The sequence below is a fragment of the Sphingobium chungbukense genome, assembly GCF_001005725.1.
In the GTDB taxonomy this organism is placed as follows: Bacteria; Pseudomonadota; Alphaproteobacteria; order Sphingomonadales; family Sphingomonadaceae; genus Sphingobium; species Sphingobium chungbukense.
Genome location: NZ_LBIC01000007.1, coordinates 475,850 through 499,227 on the forward strand (window position 1 = coordinate 475,850; position 23,378 = coordinate 499,227).

24 protein-coding genes are annotated in these 23,378 nt (G+C 65.3%); 10 read left to right on the plus strand and 14 right to left on the minus strand.

Annotated elements, in window-relative coordinates:
- Positions 1-6: 6 nt before the first annotated feature.
- Entirely contained in the window at positions 7-501 is a 495-nt protein-coding gene (locus tag YP76_RS17265; RefSeq protein ID WP_046764820.1) for a DUF2141 domain-containing protein, read from the minus strand.
- Between the two features lie 130 nt (positions 502-631).
- Here YP76_RS17265 and lptF point away from each other — a divergent pair, with 130 nt between their 5' ends.
- Positions 632-1,855, plus strand: a complete 1,224-nt coding sequence (gene lptF, locus YP76_RS17270; protein WP_046764821.1) for an LPS export ABC transporter permease LptF — start codon at positions 632-634, stop codon at positions 1,853-1,855.
- 3 nt (positions 1,856-1,858) lie between these two features.
- Positions 1,859-2,962 carry an LPS export ABC transporter permease LptG gene (lptG, locus tag YP76_RS17275; RefSeq protein ID WP_046764822.1) on the plus strand — a complete coding sequence of 368 codons (1,104 nt, stop codon included), beginning with the start codon at positions 1,859-1,861 and terminating at the stop codon, positions 2,960-2,962.
- A 34-nt stretch (positions 2,963-2,996) separates the two neighbouring features.
- Here the strand turns inward: lptG and YP76_RS17280 are convergent, their stop codons facing one another.
- Positions 2,997-4,061 (minus strand): fatty acid desaturase family protein, encoded by a 1,065-nt coding sequence (locus YP76_RS17280; protein WP_046764823.1) that lies wholly within the window; start codon positions 4,059-4,061, stop codon positions 2,997-2,999.
- A 154-nt stretch (positions 4,062-4,215) separates the two neighbouring features.
- Between YP76_RS17280 and YP76_RS17285 the strand changes: the two genes are divergently transcribed.
- Positions 4,216-5,373: a hypothetical protein gene (locus YP76_RS17285; protein WP_046764824.1), complete on the plus strand. Its 1,158-nt coding sequence runs from the start codon at positions 4,216-4,218 to the stop codon at positions 5,371-5,373.
- Between the two features lie 36 nt (positions 5,374-5,409).
- Here YP76_RS17285 and YP76_RS17290 read toward each other — a convergent pair whose 3' ends face one another.
- Complete coding sequence (locus tag YP76_RS17290; protein WP_046764825.1) at positions 5,410-6,312, minus strand: diacylglycerol/lipid kinase family protein; 903 nt, start codon at positions 6,310-6,312, stop codon at positions 5,410-5,412.
- 67 nt (positions 6,313-6,379) lie between these two features.
- Between YP76_RS17290 and YP76_RS17295 the strand changes: the two genes are divergently transcribed.
- Positions 6,380-7,261, plus strand: a complete 882-nt coding sequence (locus YP76_RS17295; RefSeq protein WP_046764826.1) for a metallophosphoesterase family protein — start codon at positions 6,380-6,382, stop codon at positions 7,259-7,261.
- Between the two features lie 144 nt (positions 7,262-7,405).
- On the opposite strand, the gene xth is transcribed toward YP76_RS17295, so the two are convergent.
- From xth to YP76_RS17325, 6 genes are all read right to left on the minus strand, one after another.
- Complete coding sequence (gene xth, locus YP76_RS17300) at positions 7,406-8,176, minus strand: exodeoxyribonuclease III (RefSeq protein ID WP_046764827.1); 771 nt, start codon at positions 8,174-8,176, stop codon at positions 7,406-7,408.
- A gap of 66 nt (positions 8,177-8,242) precedes the next feature.
- Positions 8,243-8,569 carry an iron-sulfur cluster insertion protein ErpA gene (erpA, locus tag YP76_RS17305; protein WP_046764828.1) on the minus strand — a complete coding sequence of 109 codons (327 nt, stop codon included), beginning with the start codon at positions 8,567-8,569 and terminating at the stop codon, positions 8,243-8,245.
- A gap of 78 nt (positions 8,570-8,647) precedes the next feature.
- On the minus strand, positions 8,648-9,373 hold the full coding sequence (locus YP76_RS17310; protein ID WP_347337857.1) for a M23 family metallopeptidase: 726 nt from the start codon (positions 9,371-9,373) through the stop codon (positions 8,648-8,650).
- Between the two features lie 108 nt (positions 9,374-9,481).
- Positions 9,482-10,291 carry a ferritin-like domain-containing protein gene (locus YP76_RS17315; protein ID WP_046764830.1) on the minus strand — a complete coding sequence of 270 codons (810 nt, stop codon included), beginning with the start codon at positions 10,289-10,291 and terminating at the stop codon, positions 9,482-9,484.
- Positions 10,288-10,749, minus strand: coding sequence for a thioredoxin-dependent thiol peroxidase (gene bcp, locus YP76_RS17320; RefSeq protein ID WP_046764831.1), 462 nt, complete (start codon positions 10,747-10,749; stop codon positions 10,288-10,290). Before bcp ends, YP76_RS17315 begins: the two co-directional genes overlap by 4 nt.
- Positions 10,749-13,406, minus strand: a complete 2,658-nt coding sequence (locus YP76_RS17325) for a bifunctional [glutamine synthetase] adenylyltransferase/[glutamine synthetase]-adenylyl-L-tyrosine phosphorylase (protein WP_408640452.1) — start codon at positions 13,404-13,406, stop codon at positions 10,749-10,751. The genes bcp and YP76_RS17325 overlap by 1 nt, the downstream gene beginning before the upstream one ends.
- 115 nt (positions 13,407-13,521) lie before the next feature.
- Between YP76_RS17325 and YP76_RS17330 the strand changes: the two genes are divergently transcribed.
- Positions 13,522-13,713 (plus strand): hypothetical protein, encoded by a 192-nt coding sequence (locus tag YP76_RS17330; RefSeq protein WP_046764833.1) that lies wholly within the window; start codon positions 13,522-13,524, stop codon positions 13,711-13,713.
- 159 nt (positions 13,714-13,872) lie between these two features.
- Positions 13,873-14,214, plus strand: coding sequence for a hypothetical protein (locus tag YP76_RS17335; RefSeq protein ID WP_046764834.1), 342 nt, complete (start codon positions 13,873-13,875; stop codon positions 14,212-14,214).
- A 7-nt stretch (positions 14,215-14,221) separates the two neighbouring features.
- Here YP76_RS17335 and ypfJ read toward each other — a convergent pair whose 3' ends face one another.
- Entirely contained in the window at positions 14,222-15,094 is an 873-nt protein-coding gene (ypfJ, locus tag YP76_RS17340) for a KPN_02809 family neutral zinc metallopeptidase (protein WP_046764835.1), read from the minus strand.
- Positions 15,095-15,250: 156 nt separating this feature from the next.
- Between ypfJ and YP76_RS17345 the strand changes: the two genes are divergently transcribed.
- The 4 genes from YP76_RS17345 to YP76_RS17360 all read left to right on the plus strand — a co-directional run bounded on the left by YP76_RS17345 (position 15,251) and on the right by YP76_RS17360 (position 19,950).
- Complete coding sequence (locus YP76_RS17345) at positions 15,251-16,429, plus strand: patatin-like phospholipase family protein (protein ID WP_046764836.1); 1,179 nt, start codon at positions 15,251-15,253, stop codon at positions 16,427-16,429.
- On the plus strand, positions 16,426-17,232 hold the full coding sequence (locus tag YP76_RS17350) for a 3-hydroxybutyrate dehydrogenase (protein WP_046764837.1): 807 nt from the start codon (positions 16,426-16,428) through the stop codon (positions 17,230-17,232). Before YP76_RS17345 ends, YP76_RS17350 begins: the two co-directional genes overlap by 4 nt.
- A 138-nt stretch (positions 17,233-17,370) precedes the next feature.
- The gene (locus YP76_RS17355) at positions 17,371-18,504 is read left to right on the plus strand and encodes a S8 family serine peptidase (RefSeq protein ID WP_232307593.1); all 1,134 of its coding nucleotides are present in this window, start codon (positions 17,371-17,373) and stop codon (positions 18,502-18,504) included.
- 90 nt (positions 18,505-18,594) lie between these two features.
- A complete protein-coding gene (locus YP76_RS17360; RefSeq protein WP_046764838.1) occupies positions 18,595-19,950 on the plus strand; it encodes an amidohydrolase in 1,356 nt (451 codons plus the stop codon).
- A 21-nt stretch (positions 19,951-19,971) separates the two neighbouring features.
- Here the strand turns inward: YP76_RS17360 and YP76_RS17365 are convergent, their stop codons facing one another.
- The 4 genes from YP76_RS17365 to YP76_RS17380 form a co-directional block, all read right to left on the minus strand.
- Positions 19,972-20,961 carry a nucleotidyltransferase domain-containing protein gene (locus YP76_RS17365; RefSeq protein WP_046764839.1) on the minus strand — a complete coding sequence of 330 codons (990 nt, stop codon included), beginning with the start codon at positions 20,959-20,961 and terminating at the stop codon, positions 19,972-19,974.
- Complete coding sequence (locus tag YP76_RS17370) at positions 20,958-21,821, minus strand: HprK-related kinase A (RefSeq protein ID WP_046764840.1); 864 nt, start codon at positions 21,819-21,821, stop codon at positions 20,958-20,960. The genes YP76_RS17365 and YP76_RS17370 overlap by 4 nt, the downstream gene beginning before the upstream one ends.
- Complete coding sequence (locus YP76_RS17375) at positions 21,818-22,099, minus strand: HPr-rel-A system PqqD family peptide chaperone (protein WP_046764841.1); 282 nt, start codon at positions 22,097-22,099, stop codon at positions 21,818-21,820. The genes YP76_RS17370 and YP76_RS17375 overlap by 4 nt, the downstream gene beginning before the upstream one ends.
- Before the next feature lie 62 nt (positions 22,100-22,161).
- A complete protein-coding gene (locus YP76_RS17380; RefSeq protein ID WP_046764842.1) occupies positions 22,162-23,346 on the minus strand; it encodes a glycosyltransferase in 1,185 nt (394 codons plus the stop codon).
- Positions 23,347-23,378: the final 32 nt, after the last annotated feature.

Sequence of the window (23,378 nt, forward strand, 5' to 3'; positions counted from 1 at the left end):
GGGGGATCACATATATTTGAGGTTGATGGTGATCTTCGTCACGCCGGGGCCTGCATAGAAGGCCGCCTTCTCGACCCCCGGCTTGCCCAGGTTGAAGATGCTGATCGACGGATTGTTGGAAAAGCCGCCGCCGTCGCGGGAAATGTCGGTCTTGCCGTTGCCGTCGCGGTCATGGCGCACGGCGATTCCATATTTGCCCGGCTGGGGCACCGGCATGCAGAAGCGCATCTCGCCATTGCTGGCCTTCACCGGCACGTCGATGCGGCCCAGCCATTCGCCCTTGGCCAGCCAGGCGGCCTTGGTCGCGGGATAGGATTGCACGCGCACCGTGCCGGTCGAGGCGGCAAAGCCGCGCACGTCGACCAGGACCGCCGGCCCTTTCGCCGTGGCGGAGCAACGTTCCAGGTCGTTGCCGATCTCCATACCATGGGCGATGGCCGGGGCGGCCGCGAACAAGGCCCCCACCGACATCAGTCCCATTGCAACTTTGAACATGACCATCCAACTCCGTGAAGCTATAGCCGCCCGTTGACACCGGACGGCGAGCCCCTGTTCGCCCCGCAACTTACCTGACTCGCATATGGGGGGGGTTTGCGGCCAAATCATGGTGATGGGACGACCACATAGAGAAATGCTGACAGCCACCGACAGATATCTCGCCCGCCTGATCGCCCTCCCCATGCTGGGGACGCTGGTGATCTCGGCCATGCTGCTGGTGCTCGACAAGATGCTGAGCCTGTTCGACTTCGTCGCGGCGGAGGGGGGACCGGTCAGCGTCGTGTGGCGGATGCTGGCCAACATGATGCCCGAATATCTGTCGCTGGGCATTCCGATCGGCCTGATGCTGGGCATATTGCTGGCCTTCCGCAAGCTGGCCATGTCGTCCGAGCTGGACGTGATGCGGGCCGTCGGCCTGTCCTACGGCCGCTTGCTGCGCGTGCCCTATATGTATGCGATCGCGCTGGCGCTGCTCAATTTCGGCATTGTCGGCTTCGTCCAGCCGCTGTCCCGCCATGCCTATGAGGCGCTGCGCTTCGAACTGCGGTCGGGCGCGCTGGGCGCATCGATCAAGGTGGGCGAGTTCACCAATCTGGGCAAGCGCATGACCCTGCGGATCGAGCGCAGCCTGGACGAAGGCCGCAATCTGCAAGGGATTTTCGTCCGCGCCATCGGCAAGGACGGCCAGACCGTCGCCGTGACGGCGGCGCAGGGCGAATTCCTGGCGACCGACGATCCCGACACCATCATCTTCCGCCTGCGCGACGGCGTGCTGGTGAACGACGCGCCCAAATATAAGTCGCCGCGAATCCTGTCCTTTTCCAGCCACGACCTGCCGATCGACCTGCCGCAGATCGAGAAGTTCCGGGGCCGCGACGTCGACCGGGAAAAGACCATCCCGGAACTGGTGACGATCGGCCATGATCCCGGTACGCCCGACAAGCTGCGCAACGAGATCCGCGCCAATTTCCATTTCCGCATGGTGGAGGTGGCGATGATGATGCTGCTGCCGCTGGCCGCGCTCGCCTTCGCCATTCCGCCCAAGCGATCCACTTCGGCGCTGGGCGTGTTCCTCTCGATCGTGTTCATCGTGACCTATCACAAGATCAACGAATATGGGCAGGGCGTGGGATCGCTGGGCAAGATCGACCCGATCATCGCGCTATGGGGGCCGTTCCTGCTGTTCGCCGGGCTGATCCTGTGGATGTATCATGTGATCGCGCACCGGCCGGGCGGCCAGCCGATCGCCGCGCTGGAATATGCCTTCGCCAAGATCGCCAAGCAATTCCTCCGCCTGCTGGGTCTTGTCCGGCGGCGGCAACCAAGGGCGGCAACCATGGCGGAAGGAGCCGTCTGATCCATGCACCAACTGAATTTCTTCCCGTCGCGCCAGCTTAGCTGGTATATGGCGCGGCTGTTCCTGACCCGGACCTTCGCGGTGCTGGCGATGCTGGTGGCGGTGCTCCAGACGCTGGATCTGCTGGGCGAATCGGGCGACATCCTCGCCTATGCAGGCAATGGCGACGCACAACTCTGGCATTATGTGGCCTTGCGCGCGCCGCAGATCGTTGCCCGCTTCCTGCCCTTCTCCGTGCTGCTCGGCACGCTGATCATGCTCGCCAGCCTCAACCAGAACAGCGAGATCATATCGATGAAGGCGGCGGGGCTGTCGGCGCATCAGATATTGGCGCCGTTGCTGGCGGCGGCGCTGGGCGTGGCAATGATCAGCTATGCCTTCAACGAACGGATCGTGGCGCGATCGACCGCGCGGCTTTCGGCCTGGCAGGCGGTGGATTACGGCCCCCTCCCTCCCGATAGCGGCATCAAGGCCAGCCCGTGGGTGCGCGACGGCAATAATCTGGTGACCGCCGCCATCGTCGCCGGGCGCGGCACGGCGGTGCAGCTCCGCAAGGTGGAGATCTTCAACCGCGTCAACAATACGCTGACCACCATCGTCCAGGCGCCCAAGGGGCATTATGACGCGGCCAGCAAGAGCTGGGTACTGGAAGGCGCGCGGCAGTTCGACGTGGCGCGGGGGACCGAACGGCAGATCGGCACGGTCCGCTTCGGCCATGACATCCGGCCCGATCAGTTCACCCTGGCCAAGGTCGATCCCGACGCACTGACCTTCAGCCAGTTGCAGGCGGCGATCGGCGACCTGCACGATGCCGGGCGGCCGACCGCGGAGCTGGAGGGCAGCCTGTGGCATAAGCTGTCGGGGCCGCTGTCCGCGCTGCTGATGCCGATCCTGGGGTCCGTGGCGGCGTTCGGGCTGGCGCGGTCGGGGCAGTTGTTCGTGCGGGCGGTGATGGGGATGGCACTGGGCTTTGCCTATTTCGTGGCGGACAATTTCTCGCTCGCCATGGGGAATCTGGGGGCCTATCCGCCGTTCCTGGCGGCCTGGGCGCCGTTTCTGCTGTTCCTGCTGGTGGGCGAAACGGTGCTGTTCCGGACGGAGGAATAGAGAAAAGGCCGGGATTGCCCGGCCTTTTTTACCCTTATCGACGAACCATCGTGCTCTGCGCGATCTTGCCGACCAGCGGCCACATGCCGGGATAATTGCCCTTGTGATAGGGCGAATCGCTCGCCAGCGTCGCCACCAGCCGCTTATGCGCCTCGCCCAGCGCGTGATAGGGCACGCTTGGCAGCAGGTGATGCAGTGCGTGGTAGCGCAGGCCCACCGGCGCCCAGATCGCGGCGAAGGGCGATGGTGGCGGCACATTCACCGAATCCAGATATTGGGCGGTGACGGTCATCGCATCGCCCTCATTTTCCCAGAGATGCGCGACCAGCGTGCGGAGCTGGTTGATGACGGTCATGGCCGAATGAACGGCCATATAGGTGAGCAGCGGTTTCCAGCCGAAGGCGAAGACGCTGCCGATCAGCGCCAGCGCGAAGAGGCAAGCGCCCGCTTCCTGCCAGGCCCACATCCGCGCGAAATCGCCCTCCGGCGCGCGGCGGCGATAGGCGGGGTTGATCGAGAGCGCGGAAAATTCCGCCACCACCTTGCGGCGCAGCGGCGGGACGATCAGGCTGAGCGGCGTCAAGACGCCGAAGCGCAGGATGAGACCGATCGGCGCCAGCGCCGCCACCAGGATGAACAAAGGCAGCGACCAGGGCTTCATCAGCGCCAGCGGCAGATATTCCGGGTCGTTCGCCGTGCCGTAGCGGGTGCGGGCATGATGCTGCGTATGCACGTCCTCATACATGAAGCTGGGGATCATCAGCGGAATGCCGACGAGCAGGTTCCAGCCGAAGCGGAAGCCGGGCAGCGCGCCCTTGCGGATATGGGTCAGCTCATGAATGAAGCTCGCCGCGCGGTAGAGCGCCAGCATCGCCACCAGTCCGAACGCCAGCATCGTCGCGCCCTCGGTCAGGATCGCACCGGCCAGCGCGGCGTAGCCGATCAGCGCCGACACCAGCAGGTCGGGCCAATAGATGGCGGGCTTTGCCGTCGACAGCTCTCGCGTCAGGTCCGCCGCCGCGCGCAGCATCGCCGCATCATCGGGAATGGCGCTTTTCGTCCGCGACGCGGCCGCAACAAGGGGATCGTGCACAGTCATGCCGGGGTTCCTAAAGGGTAAATGCGCTGCAATTGGGGCAGCAACATGACGATTTGGCCATCATGATCCCATCCGATCATGTCCCGATTGACATTCGCCGGACAAGCGACGATCCGTCCTAACCCAAACCTCCCGCTCCAGCGAAAGCTCCGCCGTGGCCAATCAAGAACTGGTGATCACCCCCGTCATGTCGAAGGCCGACCGCAAGGCTTTCGTCGATCTGCCTTGGCGGCTCTATGCCAATGATCCCCATTGGGTGCCGCCGCTGAAGGATGAGGTGGTCAGCCTGATCACGCCGGGCAAGAACCCCTTTTTCGGCCATGCCGAGGCGCAATATTTCCTTGCCCGCCGGGGTGACAGGGTGGTCGGACGCGTGTCCGCGCATCTCGATCACCTCGCGCTTTCGCAGCCCGCCGAACAGGGCATGGGGCCGGGCACCGGCAATTTCGGTCTGTTCGAGGCGGAAGATGCCGAAGTCGGCGCGGCGCTGATCGCGACCGCGGAAGGATGGCTGCGGGCCAAGGGGATGACCCGCTCGCTCGGGCCGATCTCGCTGTCGATCTGGGAGGAGCCAGGCCTGCTGATCGAGGGCTTCGACCACAAGCCCACGGTCATGATGGGCCACGCCAAGCCGGAATATCAGGCCATGGTCGAGGGTGCGGGCTATCGGCCGGTCAAGCAGCTCAAGACCTATGAGCTGGACATCACGCAGCCGTTCCCGCCGCTGATCCAGCGCATCGTCCAGTCGGGCGAGAAGAATGCGCGCATCCGCATCCGCAAGGTCGACAAATCGAAATTCGACAGCGAGGCGGCGATCATCCTCGCGATCCTGAACGATGCCTGGGGCAATAATTGGGGCTTCGTGCCGATCACCGACGAAGAGGTCGCGCATTTCGGCAAGCAGTTGAAGCCGATCGTGTTCAACGACCTCATCATGATCGCGGAACTGGAGGGCGAGCCGGTGGCGTTCATGATGACGCTGCCCGATCTCAATGAGGCGATCGCGCCGCTCAACGGCTCGCTCTTCCCCTTCGGCTGGGCGAAGCTGCTCTGGTGGCTGCGCAAGCCCAAGGTGCGCACCATGCGCGTGCCGCTGATGGGCGTGGTGCAACGGCTGCAATCGTCGCGCATGGCGAGCCAGCTCGCCTTCATGATGATCGAATATATCCGCCGCAACGCGACCACGCACTATGGCGCGACGCGGGGCGAGATCGGCTGGGTGCTGGACGACAATCAGGGCATGAACGCCATTGCCGACGCGATCGAGAGCAGGGTGAACAAGGTCTATCAGGTTTACGAGAAGGATTTATAAGCCCCGCTTCCGTTCCCTGTCGCTTGCGGGAGGGGATTATGGAACCGCCACCTCCACCGCTCCGGCCGCGATCTTGACGGTGACGGGGGTCTTCGCCAGCACTTCGCCATCGATCGAAATCCGCTGCGGCGGCACCGTCTCCAGGCGGAAGGATCGCCCGCGAAACTCCTGCGTATGCGCGTCCCTGTCGCGCAGCTTGAAGAATTTGGCGTACCAGTCCCAGGCGAGCCGTGCGTGGCTGCGGCCCACGACTGCCTGGATGACGATCTCCCCCGTGTCGACGTCAGCCTGATCGGACAGTTCGACCCCGCCATGATAGGGGCCGTTGAGGATGCGCACCTCCGTCGACCACATGCGCCGATCGCCCCGGCCATTGTCGAGCACCAGCCGGAAGGCGCGAAAGCCGATCGAACATTTGACCGCCCAGAGCAGATAGCCGATCCGTCCCAGATAGCGCTTCAGCCTGTGCGGCACCGTCTTGCCGATCATCGGCGACAGGCCGAGCGACGCGGCATTCACGAAATAATCCCGGTCGATCATGCCAAGGTCGATCCGCCGCCGACGACCCCCGGCAATGGCCGCCACCGCGCCCTCCAGATCGAGCGGGATGCCCAGGGTCCGGGCAAAGCTGTTCGCCGTGCCGAGCGGCAGGATGCCGAAGACGCAATCCTTGCCCACCAGTTCGTCCACCGTGCCGGACAGCGATCCGTCGCCGCCGCCGACGATCACCATGGGCGCACCTTCCGCAACCGCCCGCCGGACCGTTTCCTGCAAGCGATCCGGATCCTTCACCGCATGGGCCGCGATCAGATGCATGCCGGCCTCTTCCAGCAGGGTTCGGGCATTCTGGAACAGGGCCTCCCCCCGGCGGGAATGGACATTGACGATGAGGACCGCGTCTCGCGGCAGCGCTTCGGGGGCGGGCGATTTCGTTTCCATGCCTCAACAACACGCAAAGCGCCCAGGAGGTCCGAAACCAATCGCGGGCCACGCTCGTTCCCGAAACATGGCCCGTATCGCCCACCTGTCCGACATTCATTTCGGCGCGCATGATCCCAGGATCGTCGCCGCCGCCGAAGCCTGGCTGCAACAGCGCCAGCCCGACCTGGTCGTCATCAGCGGCGACCTGACCCAGCGCGCCCGACGCGACCAGTTCCGGCAGGCCGGCGCATGGATCAACCGGCTGCGCGCCGCAGGCATGAAAATGCTGGTCGTGCCGGGCAATCACGACGTGCCGCTCTATGACCTCGCCCGCCGTTTCGGGGCGCCGCTGCGCCGCTACAAACGCGCCATCAGCAACGACCTCTGTCCCTTTTTCGAAGATGACGAGGTTGCGATGCTGGGCCTCAACACGGCGCGATCCCTGACGATCAAGGGTGGGCGGATCAATCATGACCAGATGCGGCTGCTGCGGGATCGGTTTGCGCATGTGGCGCCGGAAAAGACGCGCATCCTCGTCACCCATCACCCGCTGTTCGCCATGCCGATCGGCCGGGGCAATGAATTGAGCGAAGCCGTCGGGCAGCATGAGGATGCCGTGCGGGCGGCCGCGCAGGCAGGCATCCACATCGCCCTCGCCGGTCATTTCCATCGCACCTATGCGGAGGCGGCGGAGAAGATGGTGGCCCATGCGGGCGGCGCGCTGGTGATCCAGGCGGGAACGGCGACCTCCACCCGGCTGCGCAATGCCGAGCCGCAGAGCTTCAACTGGCTGCATGTCCACCGCCATGACGAGGTCGAATTGCAGGTGGTGGTGTGGGATGGCGCCAGCTTCCAGCGCGGGCACCATGTCGCCTATTTCCGGAAGGACGATGCGTGGATCGGGCAGGATATGGTTGATACCGGGGCCCTGCCTGGCATCAAAATAGCGGAGACGGCGAGAGGATGAAGGGGGGATTCTTGCCTGTCGCCCATTATCCCGGCGAACGCCGCGATCTCAGGCGGGAGGGCCAACCTCACGGGATCCCGGCTTTCGCTGGGAGACGGATGGTGTCGACCTCCGCTCATGGCCCATCACGGCCATCGGGGAAGATCAGCCCAGTTCCACCCAGGTCGGCGCGTGATCGCTCGCCTTTTCCCGTCCCCGGAAATCCTTGTCGACCTGCGCGTCGATGAGCCGGTCGGCGGCGGCGGGGCTGAGCAGCAGATGATCGATGCGAAAACCCGCATCGCGCGGCCAGGCGTTCATCTGATAGTCCCAATAGGTCCACACCCCGCCCGCCGGATGGCGCGAAGCGATGGCGTCGGTCCAGCCATCACCCAGCAGGCGACGGTAGGCGGCACGGCTTTCAGGCTGCATCAGCGCGTCGTCGGCCATGGCCTTGACCGAATAGACGTCCCTGTCGCGCGGAATGACATTATAATCGCCTGCGAGGACGGCGGGCACCTCCTCAGCCCAGATTTCAGCGGCACGGTCCCGCAAGCGTTTCATCCAGCGCAGCTTATAGTCGAATTTCGGGCCCGGCTGCGGATTGCCGTTGGGCAGGTAGATGCTGGCGACGCGCAGGCCCTTCACATCGGCTTCGAGATAGCGGCTATGTTCGTCCTCCGGCTCGCCCTCCAGGCCGCGGCGAACCTCCACCGGCGTTTCGCCGCGCGCCAATATGGCGACACCGTTGAACCCTTTCTGCCCATGCCAGATCGCACCATAGCCGATGTCTTCAATGTCCTTGACGGGGAAAGTCTCGTCCGACGTCTTGATTTCCTGAAGGCAGGCAATGTCGGGGCGGGTTTCGTCCAGCCACTCCAGCAGGCGCGGCAGGCGCGCCTTGATCCCGTTGATGTTGAAGGTGGCGATGCGCATCGACGAAATCTCCTTGCGCGCATCCCTAGATAGGTGAGCGGCCCTTCGACAAGGGCCGGATGGATTTTAAATCGAAAAGCTGGTGCCGCAGCCGCAACCGGCGGTGGCGTTGGGGTTGGTCACCTTGAATGCCTTCCCCGCCAGATCGGACACGAAATCGACCGCCGATCCGCGCACCAGGTCGATGCTGACATCGTCGACCACCAGCGTCACGCCGTCGCGCTCGACCGTGACATCATCGGCCTCCACCGCATCGGCCAGGCCGAAACGATATTGGAACCCCGAACAACCGCCCCCCTCGACGGCGAGACGCAGGATCGCGGGCTTGCCCTGCTTGGTGGCGATCTCGGCGACGCGGGCGGCAGCGGAGGGGGTCAGATCGATATCGGTCATGGTGCCTAGATAGGAATAAGCAAAAGCCCCGGCAACCCATCGGCACCGGGGCTTTGAAAAGCGAGATGAAAGCGCCGCTTATTCGTCGGCGGCCTTTTCCTGTGCCTTGGTCGGGCCACCCATGGCGATCGGCGGCTTGGTGTTCATCGCCACCAGATAATCGGGACCGGCGACGAAGGGGATGGGGTTGATCGCCTGGCCGTCGACGCGCACTTCATAGTGAAGATGGCTGCCGGTCGAACGGCCGGTCGAACCCATGAGGCCGATCAACTGGCCACGATGGACATAGCTGTTCGCGGCGACCAGCAGCTTCGACATATGGCCGTAGCGCGTTTCCATGCCGCCGCCATGCGAAATCTGGACCAGATTGCCGTAACCGCTGGCCCATCCGGCGCGGCTGACAATGCCGTCGGCGGTCGCGTAAATCCTGGTGCCGATCGGGCCGGGAATATCGATGCCCTTGTGCATCCGGGCACCGCCGTTGAAGGGATCGGAGCGGACGCCGAAATTGGAGGTCAGGGAGAGTTTCTCGACCGGACGTCCGGAGGGGATGTAATTGGCCGACTTGGCCTGGCCATCGAGCCGCTGAAGGCTGGAGAAGAGGTTGGAAAAGCCGACGTCGGCCGGGCCGAGCGCACTGGTGTTGATTTCCGACGCATCGCCATAGGGATCATCGTCGTCACTCTTCGCCTGGGCCGGGACAGCGGCGCAAAGTGCGCCTGCCATGCCCATCGCGCCGGCAATTTTCAGTGCAGAACGGAACCATCGCGCAGCGCGCGCATTATCAGAATGAAGAACCAACATGCCGACCCCGACTATTGACCGGAGGCTTTGCGCCTCTCGGCTATCCCCACGTTAACCAAAATGCGGCTGATGCCGCCACCCGCTGATCTCAAGAGGACATGTCCCGGCCTATTGTGCAAGCGGCGTGTAAAATTCCCGCGTTAAACCGGCTTGTCGGCGCGCCGAGTCGTTGAACGGAGGCTTCAACGACCCGCGAAAGTGGCGTTTCACAAGGATTTGGTAATGATTTGCGGGGTTCACGCCCAATCGCTTCGTCGCATGGCCGAACCATGTCGTCCCGGCCGCGACATGCCGAATCTCGTCCGTCATAATACGCTGCAACATGCGTGCGGACGTTGCATCCCCTGCCCCTTCGAACCGTTCCATGGTGGCGGGCGTGATGTCGAGGGCGCGCGCCTCCAACACCATGGGCACGATGGCGAGGCGGGCCAGCGCATCATGCGCCGTCTCATCGGCCGCCTGCCAGAGGCCGTCATGGGCGGGGAGCGCGCCGTAGAAACTGCCCAGTTGGCGCAACCGCCGGTCGAGCAGCGCGAAATGCATCGCTTCGTCGGCGCCCACGCGCATCCATTCGTCGGTGAATGCGGGCGGAAATTCGGCGCCGAAACGGCCGATCAGGTCGAAGGCGAGATCGATCGCGACGAATTCGATATGGGCAAGCGCGTGGAGCATCGCGATCCGCGCCCGTTCCGAGCCGACCCTGCCGCGCTTGGGCATCCGGTTGGGCGGCAGCAGTTCGGGCTTTTCCGGCCGGGCCGGGCGATCCGGCATGACCGTGTCGAAGCGGTGCGCCAACCGCCCCAGCCGCCAGTTCCGCGCCACCGCCCGCGCCGCCATCAGCTTGGACAACGGATCGGGCGTCAGCAGCACATGGGCGCAGGCCGCACCCACATTGTCGAGGGAAACGGGTAGATTCAAAGCGCCCGCCCCGCCTCCAGCACCTCGGCGGCATGACCCTTGACCTTCACCTTGGGCCAGACGCGCAGGATCTTGCCGTCGGCGCCGACTAGGAAGGTCGCGCGCTCGATGCCCATATATTTGCGGCCATAGAGCGATTTTTCGACCCAGGTGCCGAATGCCTCGCACATATCGCCCGGTTCGTCCGAGGCGAGCGTGACGGTCAGGCCATATTTTTCGGCGAATTTCTTGAGCCTGGCGGGCTTGTCCTTCGAAATCCCCACGACCGGCACGCCCAATGCCGCGAAATCGGCGCCGAGCGCGGTGAAATCCTTGGCTTCGTTGGTGCAGCCGGGTGTGTCCGCCTTGGGATAGAAATAGACGACCAGCGGCTTGCCCCGGTAACGCGCCAGGGTGAAATCGGCGCCGTCGGCATCCTTCAAGCCCACGTCCGGCACGGTATCGCCCACATCCAGCATCACTTGTCCTCCTCGAAAGGGGCAGCGAGCGCCGCCCATGCGTCGCTGACGCTTTGCCGGGCCTCCGCATAGCTTTCAAGCAGGGCATTCCAGCTTTCGACGCCGCAGGCGCGCGCGACCAGCGGGCGGGTGGCTTCGGGCGGCTCGGTCGATTTGGGCGAAACGAGGCGGGACACCACAAGAAAACGCGTGATGAGGTCATGCGCCGCGATCAGTTCGCCCGGCAGATGACCGGCCGCGACCAACTGTTCCAGCGCGGCGCGCAGGTCGGGATCGAAGGCCATATTGTGGCGGAACTGGGTGACGTGGATCAGGAATTCCAGGTCGACGAGGCCGCCCGGCACCAGCTTCACGTCGAGGTCGCCGGCAGGCGGCTTATGTTTGGCGATGTCGCCGCGCATCTTCACCGCATGGCGCGCCAGCTCGTCGAAATCGCGCGGTCGTTCCAGCGTTTCGGTGAGGATCCCGCCCAGCGCGGCCCGCGCCGCATCGGAGCCGAAGACAGGCCGGGCACGGGTGAGCGCCAGATGCTCCCAGGTCCAGGCTTCCTCCCGCTGGTAGCGGGCAAAGCTGTCGAGACTGACAGCGAGCAGGCCCTGCGCGCCCGAGGGCCGGAGGCGGGTGTCGACCTCGTAGAGCGGCCCTGCGGCGGTCGAGACGGAGAGCGCATTGGTGATCCGCTGGCCGAGGCGGTTGAAATATTGCGTCGCGCCCAGGGGCTTGGCCCCATCGGATTCGGTTTCGAAACTGCCGGTGAAGAGATAGACGAGGTCCAGGTCGGACGCATGGGTCAGCACCCCGCCGCCCAGCCTGCCCAGCGCCAGTATCACCATCTCGCCGCCCGGCACCTTGCCATGGGCGCGTTCGAACTCCGCGACGGTGGCCGCGCTCAGCGCCTCGATCGCGGCTTCGGCGACGCGCGAATAGCCCCGCCCCGCCTCCAGCGGATCGCCGCCGCGGATGATCTGTGCGCCTAGGGCGAAGCGGCGGTCGTTCACCCTCTGCCGCACCCGGTCGAGCAGGGCCTGATAATCCTCGCCCTCCTCCAGCCGGGCGAACTGCTGGGCCAGCACGGCCACGCAGGGCGGCGGGTCGAAGGCGGAGGTGTCGATCAGGCCGTCGAGCAGTTCCGCCCGCCGTCCCAGCGCATCGGCCAAAGTCGGCGCATGGCTCAGCAATTCCGCCAGCAGTTCGACAAGGCCCGGCCGCGCCGCCAGCAGCTTGAAGAAGTTGATCGCGCTCGGCAGCCGTCCGATCAGGTCGTCCAGCCGGTTGAGCGCCCGCGCCGGATCAGGCGCCGCCGCCAGCGTGCGCATCAGCCCCGGCAGCAATTCCTCCAGCGCCTCCCGTGACGGCCCGCTGCGCAGCGCCCGGATCGTGCCGGAGCGCCAGCGCGTGATCCTGGCAAGGGGCGTGTCCGGATCGGCAAAGCCGATGCCGGCAAGCTGCGCCTTCAACCGATCCTCGTCATGGGACAGCGATTCATCGGCCGCGGCCGGGGTCAGCCGATCATAATTGCTTCCCACCCACTGGACATGCGGGCGAAGCAGGTCGAGCAGCGCCGCGCCGTCCGCCAGCCCATGGAGCCGCGCGACATTGTCCATCGCCTCCACCGATTTGGGCAGTTCATGGGTCTGCCGGTCCTCGACCATTTGCAGGCGATGCTCGATCGTGCGGAAGAGGACATAGGCCTCGTCCAGCTTCGCGGTCACTTCAGGTTCGAACACGCCCGCCGCCGCGAGCGCGCGCAGAGCCTCCCGCGTATTGCCCGACCGCAGCGAGGGATCGCGCCCGCCATGGATGAGCTGATGCACCTGCGCGAAGAATTCGACCTCCCTTATGCCGCCGCGCCCGCGTTTCAGGTCGTATCCCGGTCCGAAGGCCTGCCCCTGCGAATAATGGTCGCGGATGCGGCGCGAAATGTCGGTGATCGCGTCGATCGCGCCGAAATCCAGGCTCCGCCGCCAGACGAAGGGGCGGATCGCCTGCATGAAATAATCGCCCAACGCGATATCGCCCGCCGCCGGACGCGCACGGATGAACGCCGCCTGCTCCCAGCCGAGGGCGGTCGATTCATAATAGCCGATCGCCGCCTCCACCGGCAGGGCGATGGGGGTCGCCTCCGGGGATGGCCGCAGGCGCAAGTCGACGCGGAACACATAGCCGTCGCCGTCGCGGGCATTCAGCAATTCGCTGACCCGCCGCCCGATCCTGACGGCTGCGTCGGCCGGGTCTTCCCGCTCGCCATGGGGCAGGGTCCTGGGATCGTAGAGCAGGATCGGATCGATATCGGAGGAATAATTCAGCTCGCGGCTACCATGTTTGCCGAGCGCCAGCACGACGAAACCGCGGTTTTCCGCATCGGGATAACGCTCCGCCATGGCTGCGGCCAACGCCGCCTCCAGCGCCTGGTCGGCAAAGTCGGACAAGGTGCGCGTCACGCGGTCGACGTCCCAGGCCCCCGCCAGATCGGCCGCCGCCGTCACCAGCGCCACCGCGCCGCGCCTGCGCCTCAAGGAACGGGCGACGCCGTCGTCGGGCGCGGCAACCTGTTGCGCGGCGGCCCATGCTCCCTCGAAATCCCCATTTTCCAGCAGTCCGGCCACATCCGGAAAGCGATCCATCTGCCGCGCCAGAAAAGGCGAATGCGCCCGCATCCTTGCCGCAGCCGCCAAACCGTCCGTCACCCTAACTCTCCCATAATGGAGCGGATATTGCGTGCGTTTACGACGAACGCCAGAAACTTTTCGCGGCTTTGGCGGTTATTTGGACATGGAAATGCAACGTAAGCCCCTCAGCCGGTCGGCGAGCATTCAGGATGGCGCGATCCGCCGCGTCCTGAATATCGGCGTGCCGCAGCCCTATGAAGGCATCGGCAATGCGTTGCGTTCCACCTTCAACGCGGCGCGGGATTCGGTCCCTGACGACATGCTGGACCTGCTCGCGAAGCTCGACCGGCATTAGATTCGGTCCCCTTTTTTGGCACCCGGACGAGATCGGGGGTGGCGGGGAAGGCGCATCGCGTCAAAATTGGCGAAGGCGGTGGCGGGCCCCGTCCACCCGATCAGCACTTTATTTACCCGCCCGGTTTAAGATCGCGCATCTTCCGGGGGAAGCACGACCATGATCTACAAGGCATTTGCCGCCATAACCCTCATCGCAGCCCCCATCATCGTGCTGACGGTACAGAGTTTCGTGCCGGGCCAGCCGGCAGCATCAGCACCCATGGGGGCAGCGCCGGCCGCAAGCATCGCGCCCGTCGCTGCGCCGGTCCAGCCTGGCCCGCCTCCGCCGCCGGCGGTCAGCGATGCGGGCACGGCATCCTTCGGCCAGCCCATGCCGGATGCGGGAAAGCCGTTCCTCGCGCCCGGAGCCGGTCTGCCCGCCGCCGGTCTGCCCGCCGCTTCGGCAACGGAAGCGGCGCCGGGCGAAAACGCGGAGCAACAGGTCGGGGCGCCGCAATAAGGGCGCCTCAGGCCCCCTTGAACGTATCGCACTGGGCAGGGTCGCCACTGTCCAGCCCCCTGCGCAGCCAGGTCATCCGCTGTTCGCTGGTGCCATGGGTGAAACTTTCCGGCACGGGGCGCCGACCGGCCGCCTTTTGCAGCGTGTCGTCGCCGATCGCCTGTGCCGCCTTCATCCCCTCCTCCAGGTCGCCCGGCTCCATCAGGCCCGTGCGCTTGGCCCACACGCCGGCATAGCAGTCCGCCTGCAATTCCACCCGCACCTGCAACGCATTGCCCTCGTCCTCGCTGACCGCGCGCTGCCGCTTGTTCACCTGACCCAAGGTGCCTTCCAGATCCTGCACATGATGGCCGACCTCATGCGCGATCACATAGGCCTGGGCGAAATCGCCCGGCGCGCCGAAACGCTGCTGGAGTTCGGTGAAGAAATCCGTGTCGAGATACACTTTCTGGTCGTTGGGGCAGTAGAAGGGCCCCATGGCGCTCTGCGCCGCGCCGCAGCCCGATGCGCCGTTCTGCGAATAGAAGGACAGGACAGTCGGCCGATATTGCTGCCCGGCCTGCTGGAACGTCTGGCCCCAGACCCGCTCGGTCGATCCCAGCACCTTCAAAGACCAATGCTGGATGTCGCTGAGCTTGGACGCATCGCGACTCACCTCTCCGCCCTGGGGCATCTGGCCGCCGCCGTTCATCAGGCTGAGCGGATTGACGCCCATCACCGCCAGGACGATCAGCACGACGACGATTCCGCCGCATCCGAAACGGTTGCCGATCAGCGGTAACAGCAGGCCCAGCCCACCGCCGAGCCCACCGCCCATGCCGCCGCCGCGGCCGTCCTGCACCTCGAAATTCGTGCTTTCCCGTTCGTCGTCCAGCCGCATCTCGTCCCTCTCTTTCCTCGCCCTGCCTAATCCATTCGGCCGCGGGTGGGAACGTCCCGGATGCATCGAGGGTTGCGGGACGTGATGGTCCATGAACAAGTTGTCACGAGACATTCCGTTGGAATGCCGAAGCAGAATTCTATATTGCACTGCGACATGGCCGATACCGAACCCCAACCGCGCCACCGCGCCAATACGCCCCTGCCCCTACCCCGCGAAGTCGCGCTGTTGTTGCAGGGCGGCGGCGCGCTCGGATCGTTCCAGGCAGGCGTCTATCAGCGACTCGACGCGCTGGGAGTCGACATAAGCTGGGTCGCGGGCATTTCCATCGGCGCGGTCAATGCCGCGATCATCGCGGGCAACCCGCCGCACAAGCGGATCGGCCGGCTGAAGAAATTCTGGCTCACCGTCTCGGGCGGCATGCCCAATATCGTGCTGCCGGAAATCGACCATATCCGCGAGGCCGCCCACCTGATGGCGGCGGGCACCGTCGCGACATTCGGCGTGCCGGGCATGTTCCGCCCGCGTCTGTGGCCCGCGCCGTTGATGCCCGAAGGCACGACGGGGGCGATCAGCTTCTACGACAGCGCGCCGCTGAAGGACACGCTGGACGCCTGCGTCGACTGGGACCTGCTGAATGACGGGCCGGTACGGCTGTCGGTGGGCGCGGTGGACGTGGAAAGCGGCAATTTCGCCTATTGGGACACGCGCGGGCGCGGCGGCAACACCCGGATCGACGCGCGGCACATCATGGCGTCGGGCGCCCTGCCCCCCGGCCTGCCGCCGATCGAGATCGACGGGCGCTGGTATTGGGACGGCGGCATCGTGTCCAATACGCCGCTGGCCCATGTGCTGGACCACCAGACGGAGGACATGCTGGTGTTCCAGGTCGACCTGTTCCCCGCCGAGGGACCGATGCCGCGGCAGATGACCGACGTCTATTCCCGCACCAAGGATATTCAATATTCCAGCCGTACCCGGCAAGTGACGGACCAGTATCTGCGGCTGCGCAAGGAGCATAAGGCGATCCGCGCGCTGCTCGACAAATTGCCGCCCGAATTGCAGGACGATGCCGATGCCCAGCGGCTGCGTCAGTTCCTGGATACGGGATCGGTCAATATCGTCCACCTCATCTACCGCAGCCGCGCCTGGGAAAGCGGCGCGCGCGACTTCGAATTTTCCCGTTCCACCATGCTGGATCACTGGACCCAGGGCCGCGACGCGGTGGAGGAAGTGATGCACAAGGGCGACCTCATCGCCCGCAACATCGTCAACGGGAAAAGCTCGACTTTCGACCTCGACGCCCCCGACCATCTCAAGGAGAAGCAGGCATGAGCCAATCGGATTCCGGTAAATCTTTGGCCGGCAAGACCGCCCTCATCACCGGATCGACCTCCGGCATCGGCCTTGCCTATGCCAAGGCGCTGGCGGGCGAAGGCGCCCATGTCGTGATCAACGGCTTTGGCGATGCGGACGCGATCGAGAAGGAACGGCTGGGGCTGGAGGCGTTGAGCGGGGCGAAGGCGCTTTACAGCGGCCATGACCTCACCAAGACCGACCAGATCGAGGCGATGATGCAGGAAGCCGCCCATGCCTTTGGCGGCGTCGACATCCTCATCAACAATGCGGGCATGCAGCATGTCGCCCCGGTCGAGGAATTCCCGGTCGACAAATGGAACCTCATCATCGCGCTCAACCTCAACAGCGCCTTCCACACCTCCCGCCTCGCCATTCCCTATATGAAGGAGAAGAAGTGGGGGCGGATCATCCAGACCGCTTCGGCGCATTCCCTGACCGCATCGCCGTTCAAGAGCGCCTATGTGACGGCGAAACATGGGTTAGCGGGGTTCACCAAGACCTTGGCGCTGGAACTGGCGACCTTCGGCATCACGGCCAACTGCATTTCGCCCGGCTATGTCTGGACGCCGCTGGTGGAGAACCAGATTCCCGACACGATGAAGGCGCGCGGGATGACGCGCGAGCAGGTGATGAACGACGTACTGCTCGCCGGGCAGCCGACCAAGCAGTTCGTGACCGTGGAGCAGGTGGCATCGATGGCGATGTACCTGTGCAGCGATGCCGCCGCCAACATCACCGGCGCCAATATGAGCATCGATGGCGGCTGGACCGCGCAATGAGGTGAAGGCTGCGGGCGACGGCGCAATGCCCCTCGCCCGCAGCCTTCCTATCCTTCGATCTATAGCCGAGGCGGAATGTTGGTCCGCTGTTCGCCGGTTTATCCTCCTGCGCCTGACGCGCTCTTGGAGGGACCGCATATGACTGGCCGGATCATGCTTCTGATCACCGCGGCTTGCCTGATCCAGCCGGGCATCGCTCTGGCCAAGGCGGGAGACCCCATCCCCAACAGCTATATCTGCACCTTCAAGCCCGGTCCGATCAGCAGCGGATCGGAGGCACGCATATCGGTCGCGGCCGTCGGCGGCCGGGTCACCCATGTCTACAGCCATGCGCTGAACGGGTTCGCGGCGCATCTGCCCGCCGCCGCCGTGCAGAAGATGATGGCAAAGAACCCGCTGATCCAAGGCTGCCAGCAGGATCGGGTCGCCACCATCCCGCCGACCATAATCGAAAGCGTCATCAGCCGCGGCGGTCCAGTCGGGGGAGGAGGCGGATCGACCCAGACGACACCCTGGGGAGTCAAGCGGGTCGGAGGACCAGTCAATTATGCCGGCAGCAATGTGGTATGGATCATCGACACAGGGATCGACCTCTCCCATCCCGATCTCGCCGTCGATGTGGACAGAAGTATCAGCTATGTCCCCGGTGCATCCAACGCGAATGACGGCAATGGCCATGGCACCCATGTCGCCGGTATCATCGCCGCGAAGAATAATGGCACAGGCGTCGTGGGCGTCGCTGCCGGAGCCACGGTGGTCGCGGTTCAAGTGCTGGATTCGACCGGATCAGGGGCCGATGCCGACGTTGTAAGCGGTATCGATTATGCCACCGCCAACGGCAAGGCGGGCGACGTCATCAACCTGAGCCTCATCACATCGCCCATGCCCGCCATGGACCTGGCGGTGACCGGTGCTGCCAGCAAAGGGATATTCGTGGCCATTGCGGCCGGCAACAGTTCGGTCAACGCGGCCGATTATTCGCCGGCGCGCGTCAACGGCACCGGAATCTACACGCTGGCTGCGACCGACAGCAAAGATATATTCGCCCGCTATTCCAACTATGGGAAGCCGCCCGTCGATTATGCCGAACCGGGCAGTTCGATCCTGTCGACCTACAAAAACGGAAGCTACGCCACGCTGTCAGGAACGTCGATGGCTGCGCCGCACATGGCGGGAATCCTTCTGCTGAATGGCGCCAACGGCCCCTCGGCCAGCGGCGTGGCCCAGCGCGATCCCGATCCCGCCGCCAGCTATTCCATCGGCGCGCGATAAGGGACGAGGTCGCCTTGCACAGCGAGAAGCCCTCTTAAAACCCAGAGAAAATCTCCCTATGGTCGGCGCCAGTTCAGGGAGAATATAGCGATGCGTCATGTGTTGACGGCCATATTGGCCGCCGCCAGCCTTACCTCCATTGCCCCCGCACAGCCAGCGCCGCCCGCGCCACCTGCCGCCGCCCCGCCGCCCAATGAAATCGCGGCGACCATCGCGAAGGACATGGACGGGCTGATGGCGCTTTATCGCGACCTTCACGCCAATCCCGAACTGTCGGAACAGGAAAGCGCCACCGCCGCCAAGCTCGCCCGGCGCCTGAAGGCCATGAAGTTCGAGGTCACCGACAGGGTCGGCGGCACCGGCGTCGTCGCGGTGATGAAGAACGGGTCCGGTCCGGTGCTGCTGATCCGCGCCGATATGGATGGCCTGCCCGTCACCGAGCAGACGGGCCTCGAATTCGCCTCCAAGGTCAGGGCCAGGACTGCCGAGGGCACCGAGACCGGTGTGATGCATGCCTGCGGCCACGACACGCACATGACGGCCTTCATCGAAACGGCGCGGCTGCTGTCGTCGATGAAGGACAAGTGGAAGGGCACGCTGGTCATGATCCTCCAGCCCGCCGAGGAAGTGGGGCGCGGCGCCCGGCTGATGCTGGAGGATGGGCTCTACACCCGCTTCCCGCGACCGACCCACGCCATCGCCTTCCATGACGCCGCCAATCTGGAAGCCGGGAAGATCGGCTATACGCCCGGCTTCGCGCTCGCCAATGTGGACAGTGTCGACCTGCTGGTGCGCGGCGCGGGTGGCCATGGTGCCTATCCGCAGGGGACGCGCGATCCGATCGTGCTGGGCGCGAGGATCGTGACGTCGCTGCAAACGCTGGTCAGCCGGGAACAGGACCCGTTCGATCCCGCCGTGGTCACCGTCGGCAGCTTCATGGGCGGCACCAAGCATAATATCATTCCCGACGACGCGAAATTGCTGCTGACCGTGCGCAGCTATTCGGACGCAACGCGCGAAAAGCTGATCCGGGGCATAGAGCGTATCGCCAGGGGCGAAGCCATTGCGGCCGGCATTCCCGACAACAGGATGCCGGTGGTGTCCGTGAAGGACGAATTCACGCCTTCCACCTACAACCCGCCGGCCTTTGCCCTCCAGATGGCGGACGTGCTGAAGGCCCATTTCCCTGCGGATAGGGTCAGCGAAACCCGGCCGTCCATGGCTGGCGAGGATTTCGGCCGCTATTACCGCGCCGACAAGAGCATAGAGAGCTTCATATTCTGGGTCGGCGGCGTGCCGGCGGACCAGATGGCCAAGGCGGCGGCGGGCGAAATCAGCCTGCCGACCCTGCACAGCCCGTTCTGGGCACCCCAGGCCGACAAGGTCATCGCCACGGCCAGTGAGGCCATGACGGTATTGGCGATGAGCATATTGAAGCGGGATTGAGAGGGCGCGGCGCTGCACTTTCTAGACCGGCCGGTGTCCCTTGCGCCATTTGGTGAACAAATGCCGCGCCAGCAATCCGGGCGGCATCCGCAGCCAGTGGGAACGGACAGAGAAGGCGAAACGGAGCGGTTTGCGCCGTTCTCGCCCCCAGCCGTCGCGCGCCAGCAGCCGGGCCGCAACGATCCGGTCCCAGAAGCTCAGCCTTGCGCCCTCACCATAGAGCGCCGCCGCCAGCCGCCTTGCCTGTCCGACATGGGCCGCAAGGCCGTGCCGTGCCGCGCGCGCCTCCAGCGCGGAGGGATCGATCCCGTCGAGCAGGCAAACTATGTCCCAGAGATTGCGCAGCCCCCCGGCCAGATCGCCGTCGGCCAGCAGATGCGCCGCCGCATGGCAGATCCTGTCCTCCGGGGAGAGCATGTATAGGCCTTTGGCAATGGGAACCGCATCCGCGATCATCGCCGCCATGTCCGGTGCCTGCCGCGCGGTCAGGGGCAGGATGCTGTGGTGCACGTCGATCATCCGGTCGCGGCCGGCGTGGATCATCGGTGGCAGTTCGTGCATCCATTGCCGGTAATAGGCGTCGTCATAGGGATCGTCCTTCACCCATTCCCAGCCCGCGCGGAGCAGGGCATGTTCGACCTGCTCCATGGCCTCGCGCGGCACCAATATGTCGAGATCGCCGATGAAGCGTCCCTGCCCGGCCCGCAGCCCCGCCGCCGCATAGGCCGTGCCCTTGAGCAGCAGGACCGGCACGTCGATGCCCGCAAGCGCCTCTGTCGCGCGATCCGCCTCCCACAGCGCCTGCCGTGCCTCCCGTTCGGCGTCGAGCCGCGCATCGTCGAGGATCTGCCGTACCGCGTCAGGCACCCGCCGGTCGCCGATCCGCAGGGCCAGGGTGCCGACCAGCCGTTCCGCCCGCGCCATGGCGATCAGGCCGTTCCAGCCGCCCGCGTCCAGCGCAGTGACGACATCGGGATCGCGCAAGGCGCGCACGAGCCCTCGCGCGCTCATCCGCATTCCTTCCACAGCCGTTCGACCAAGGCGACGGCCTCATCCCCCGACGGGAAGTCGATGGCGCGCGCGGGCACATCTGCGACGAAACGGGTCAGCGCCGCGAAACCCGGCTCGCCCAGCGCGACATAATTGGTCGACGCCTGGGTCAGCCGCATGAAGACCTCGCCCTGTCCCACGGCGCGGACATCGGCCGCATGGCCGAACCGGGGGAACAGCAGCAGCGCGGGCTTGGCGCCCTCCCCCATGCGGCCGATCGCATCGCGGTTGGGAACGAGGTGGCGAATATCGCCCTTGGCCGTCCCGGCGAGCAGCGGCCCCATACGCCGTTGGGGTGTTTCCGCCGCCAGCACGTCGATCGCGCGATTCTTGAGCGAGACGAGGCGGGGAAAGGGAAAGACCGCGCCCGTATCCAGATCGAGCAACGCGAATTCGTCGCCCATCAGCCGCCATCCCCGCTCGCCCAGTTGCGCGGCCAGGGTGGACTTGCCGGAACCGGATTCGCCGGTCATCACCAGGGCCCGCCCGTCCTTCTCGACGCTGGAGGCGTGGAGCAGCAGATGCCGCCGCCATCCCAGCGCCATTTGCAGGTTCATCCCCATTTCCGCCGCCAGCAGCCCATGGGCAAGGCTCATCGGCGCGGCATCGGCCAGGCCGTGATCGCCGGTGATGAAGATGGAAGGCCGCAGCCAGCGCCGGAACGGGCCCGCCGGCTCCAGCCGCACGGTGAAATCGGCGACCCCGTCCACCGGCGCGGGATAATCGGCGTAGAGCGCCACCAGCGCCTCGACCGGGCGGCGCCATGTCGATCCGATCCGGAAGGTCGCCGGACCGATCCTGAGGGACAGCGCATGGTTCACGCGATCCGCACCAATCCCAATTCCGTCAGTTCGGCGAGGTGCGCTTCGACCTGCGGCCCTGCCTCCTCCGCCGCGCCCAGGTCGTAGAGCGAGGCCAGTTGCCCAAGCACCTCATCTGCCGTCAGCGCCGCTCCGCCGTCCAGCGTCGCCAAAATCTCCGGCACCGGGCTGATCACCATATGGGTCTGCCCGGAAGGCCGGTGATAGAGCAGCACCATGTCCTCCAGCACGCAGGACGTGATGGCATCCGGGCTGTCCTGGCAATAGCGGCGGGGCATGGTCACGAGCCTCAAGCATGGGAAGGTCGCGCCATCCTTAGAGCAAAGGCGTAGCCAAGTGCCTAACGCGTCAGGCCATTTTGCGTGATACCGTTCCATTGAGGGCCATTGGGCGGCACCAGTCGGGCGAAGGCCCGCAAATAGGCGTCGAGGGCGCGTTCGGCACCATGTTCCCGCACCGCCTCACCCAGGCGGGCCGGCGAAACCGGATGCGCCAGCGCCCAGAGGATGGCATCGGCAAAGGCCGCCGCATCCCCCACCGGCACCGGTGCATGCTGTCCCGCCGCCGCCAGCACCGAATGGATATTGGGCGTGGAATCCGTCGCCACCACGCCGGTCCCGCAACCCAGCGCCTCGATCAGCGTCGCGACCAGTCCCTCCCAACGGGACGGCTGGAGCAACAGGTCCGCCCCTGCCATCAGCGTGCCTAATCTTGCCGGATCGCCGATGAAGCCATGAAATTCGACCCGCCCGGCAATGTCGAGTTGCTCGCACAGAGCCGCCAGATCGCGGCGCAAAGGCCCCTGCCCCACGATATCGAGCCGCCAGTCGACATGTTTCAGCCGGGCCAGCGCATGAAGCGCCGTCGCCTGATCCTTCTGCTCCGTCAACCGCCCGACCATCAGCAATCGCCAGGGCGCCCCCTTCTGCCTCGGCTCGCGATCCTGCCGCAGCCGTTCCAATAAAGGGGTGACGGTGGGACGCGGCAGCAACGTCACCCGGCGCCCCGCCAGAGGCCCGGCCCGGGCCAGCGTCAACCGGTCCGCCTCCCCCATCACGATCGTCATCGCGCTGGCCCTGGCGATAGCGCGAAAGCGGGTGCGCCTGATCCAGGCCGACAGGCCGCGCTGGTTGGGACGGACGATCGGGTTGGAAATACGGCCGACCGCCCGCGTCGCCGTACCCATTGCGGCGAGCGCGCACAGCATGTTGCTCTGATTGCCCGCCGAATAGAGGATGTCGGGACGGCGCCGCCGCACCATCGCCGCCAGCGCCGGGAATTGCGCGATCATCGACAGCCGCCGGTTGAAAGGGGGAGCGGGCAGGCAGCGCACGGTCAGGCCGGGGTCGATCATATCGGCCGCCGGTCCGTCCGTCCGTGTCATCCACAGTTCGACGTCGAGGCCGCTTTTCCACAGATGATTGGCAAGCAGGATCGCCACCCGATCCAGGCCGCCATCACTGGGTTCGTAAAGATAGATCGCAACCGAATGATATTGCGTCACCCGATGGGGTGCATGAAACATGAGGTCGCCCTTGTTGCGCCGTATCGGGAAGT

Bases quoted from the DNA above. Each gene is read 5' to 3' on its own strand.
- YP76_RS17265 (WP_046764820.1), bottom strand. From the start codon at position 501: ATGGTCATGTTCAAAGTTGCAATGGGACTGATGTCGGTGGGGGCCTTG.
- lptF (WP_046764821.1), top strand. From the start codon at position 632: ATGCTGACAGCCACCGACAGATATCTCGCCCGCCTGATCGCCCTCCCC.
- lptG (WP_046764822.1), top strand. From the start codon at position 1,859: ATGCACCAACTGAATTTCTTCCCGTCGCGCCAGCTTAGCTGGTATATG.
- YP76_RS17280 (WP_046764823.1), bottom strand. From the start codon at position 4,061: ATGACTGTGCACGATCCCCTTGTTGCGGCCGCGTCGCGGACGAAAAGC.
- YP76_RS17290 (WP_046764825.1), bottom strand. From the start codon at position 6,312: ATGGAAACGAAATCGCCCGCCCCCGAAGCGCTGCCGCGAGACGCGGTC.
- YP76_RS17295 (WP_046764826.1), top strand. From the start codon at position 6,380: ATGGCCCGTATCGCCCACCTGTCCGACATTCATTTCGGCGCGCATGAT.
- xth (WP_046764827.1), bottom strand. From the start codon at position 8,176: ATGCGCATCGCCACCTTCAACATCAACGGGATCAAGGCGCGCCTGCCG.
- erpA (WP_046764828.1), bottom strand. From the start codon at position 8,569: ATGACCGATATCGATCTGACCCCCTCCGCTGCCGCCCGCGTCGCCGAG.
- YP76_RS17310 (WP_347337857.1), bottom strand. From the start codon at position 9,373: ATGTTGGTTCTTCATTCTGATAATGCGCGCGCTGCGCGATGGTTCCGT.
- bcp (WP_046764831.1), bottom strand. From the start codon at position 10,749: ATGCTGGATGTGGGCGATACCGTGCCGGACGTGGGCTTGAAGGATGCC.
- YP76_RS17325 (WP_408640452.1), bottom strand. From the start codon at position 13,406: ATGCGGGCGCATTCGCCTTTTCTGGCGCGGCAGATGGATCGCTTTCCG.
- YP76_RS17330 (WP_046764833.1), top strand. From the start codon at position 13,522: ATGGAAATGCAACGTAAGCCCCTCAGCCGGTCGGCGAGCATTCAGGAT.
- YP76_RS17335 (WP_046764834.1), top strand. From the start codon at position 13,873: ATGATCTACAAGGCATTTGCCGCCATAACCCTCATCGCAGCCCCCATC.
- ypfJ (WP_046764835.1), bottom strand. From the start codon at position 15,094: ATGCGGCTGGACGACGAACGGGAAAGCACGAATTTCGAGGTGCAGGAC.
- YP76_RS17345 (WP_046764836.1), top strand. From the start codon at position 15,251: ATGGCCGATACCGAACCCCAACCGCGCCACCGCGCCAATACGCCCCTG.
- YP76_RS17350 (WP_046764837.1), top strand. From the start codon at position 16,426: ATGAGCCAATCGGATTCCGGTAAATCTTTGGCCGGCAAGACCGCCCTC.
- YP76_RS17355 (WP_232307593.1), top strand. From the start codon at position 17,371: ATGACTGGCCGGATCATGCTTCTGATCACCGCGGCTTGCCTGATCCAG.
- YP76_RS17360 (WP_046764838.1), top strand. From the start codon at position 18,595: ATGCGTCATGTGTTGACGGCCATATTGGCCGCCGCCAGCCTTACCTCC.
- YP76_RS17365 (WP_046764839.1), bottom strand. From the start codon at position 20,961: ATGAGCGCGCGAGGGCTCGTGCGCGCCTTGCGCGATCCCGATGTCGTC.
- YP76_RS17375 (WP_046764841.1), bottom strand. From the start codon at position 22,099: ATGCCCCGCCGCTATTGCCAGGACAGCCCGGATGCCATCACGTCCTGC.
- YP76_RS17380 (WP_046764842.1), bottom strand. From the start codon at position 23,346: ATGTTTCATGCACCCCATCGGGTGACGCAATATCATTCGGTTGCGATC.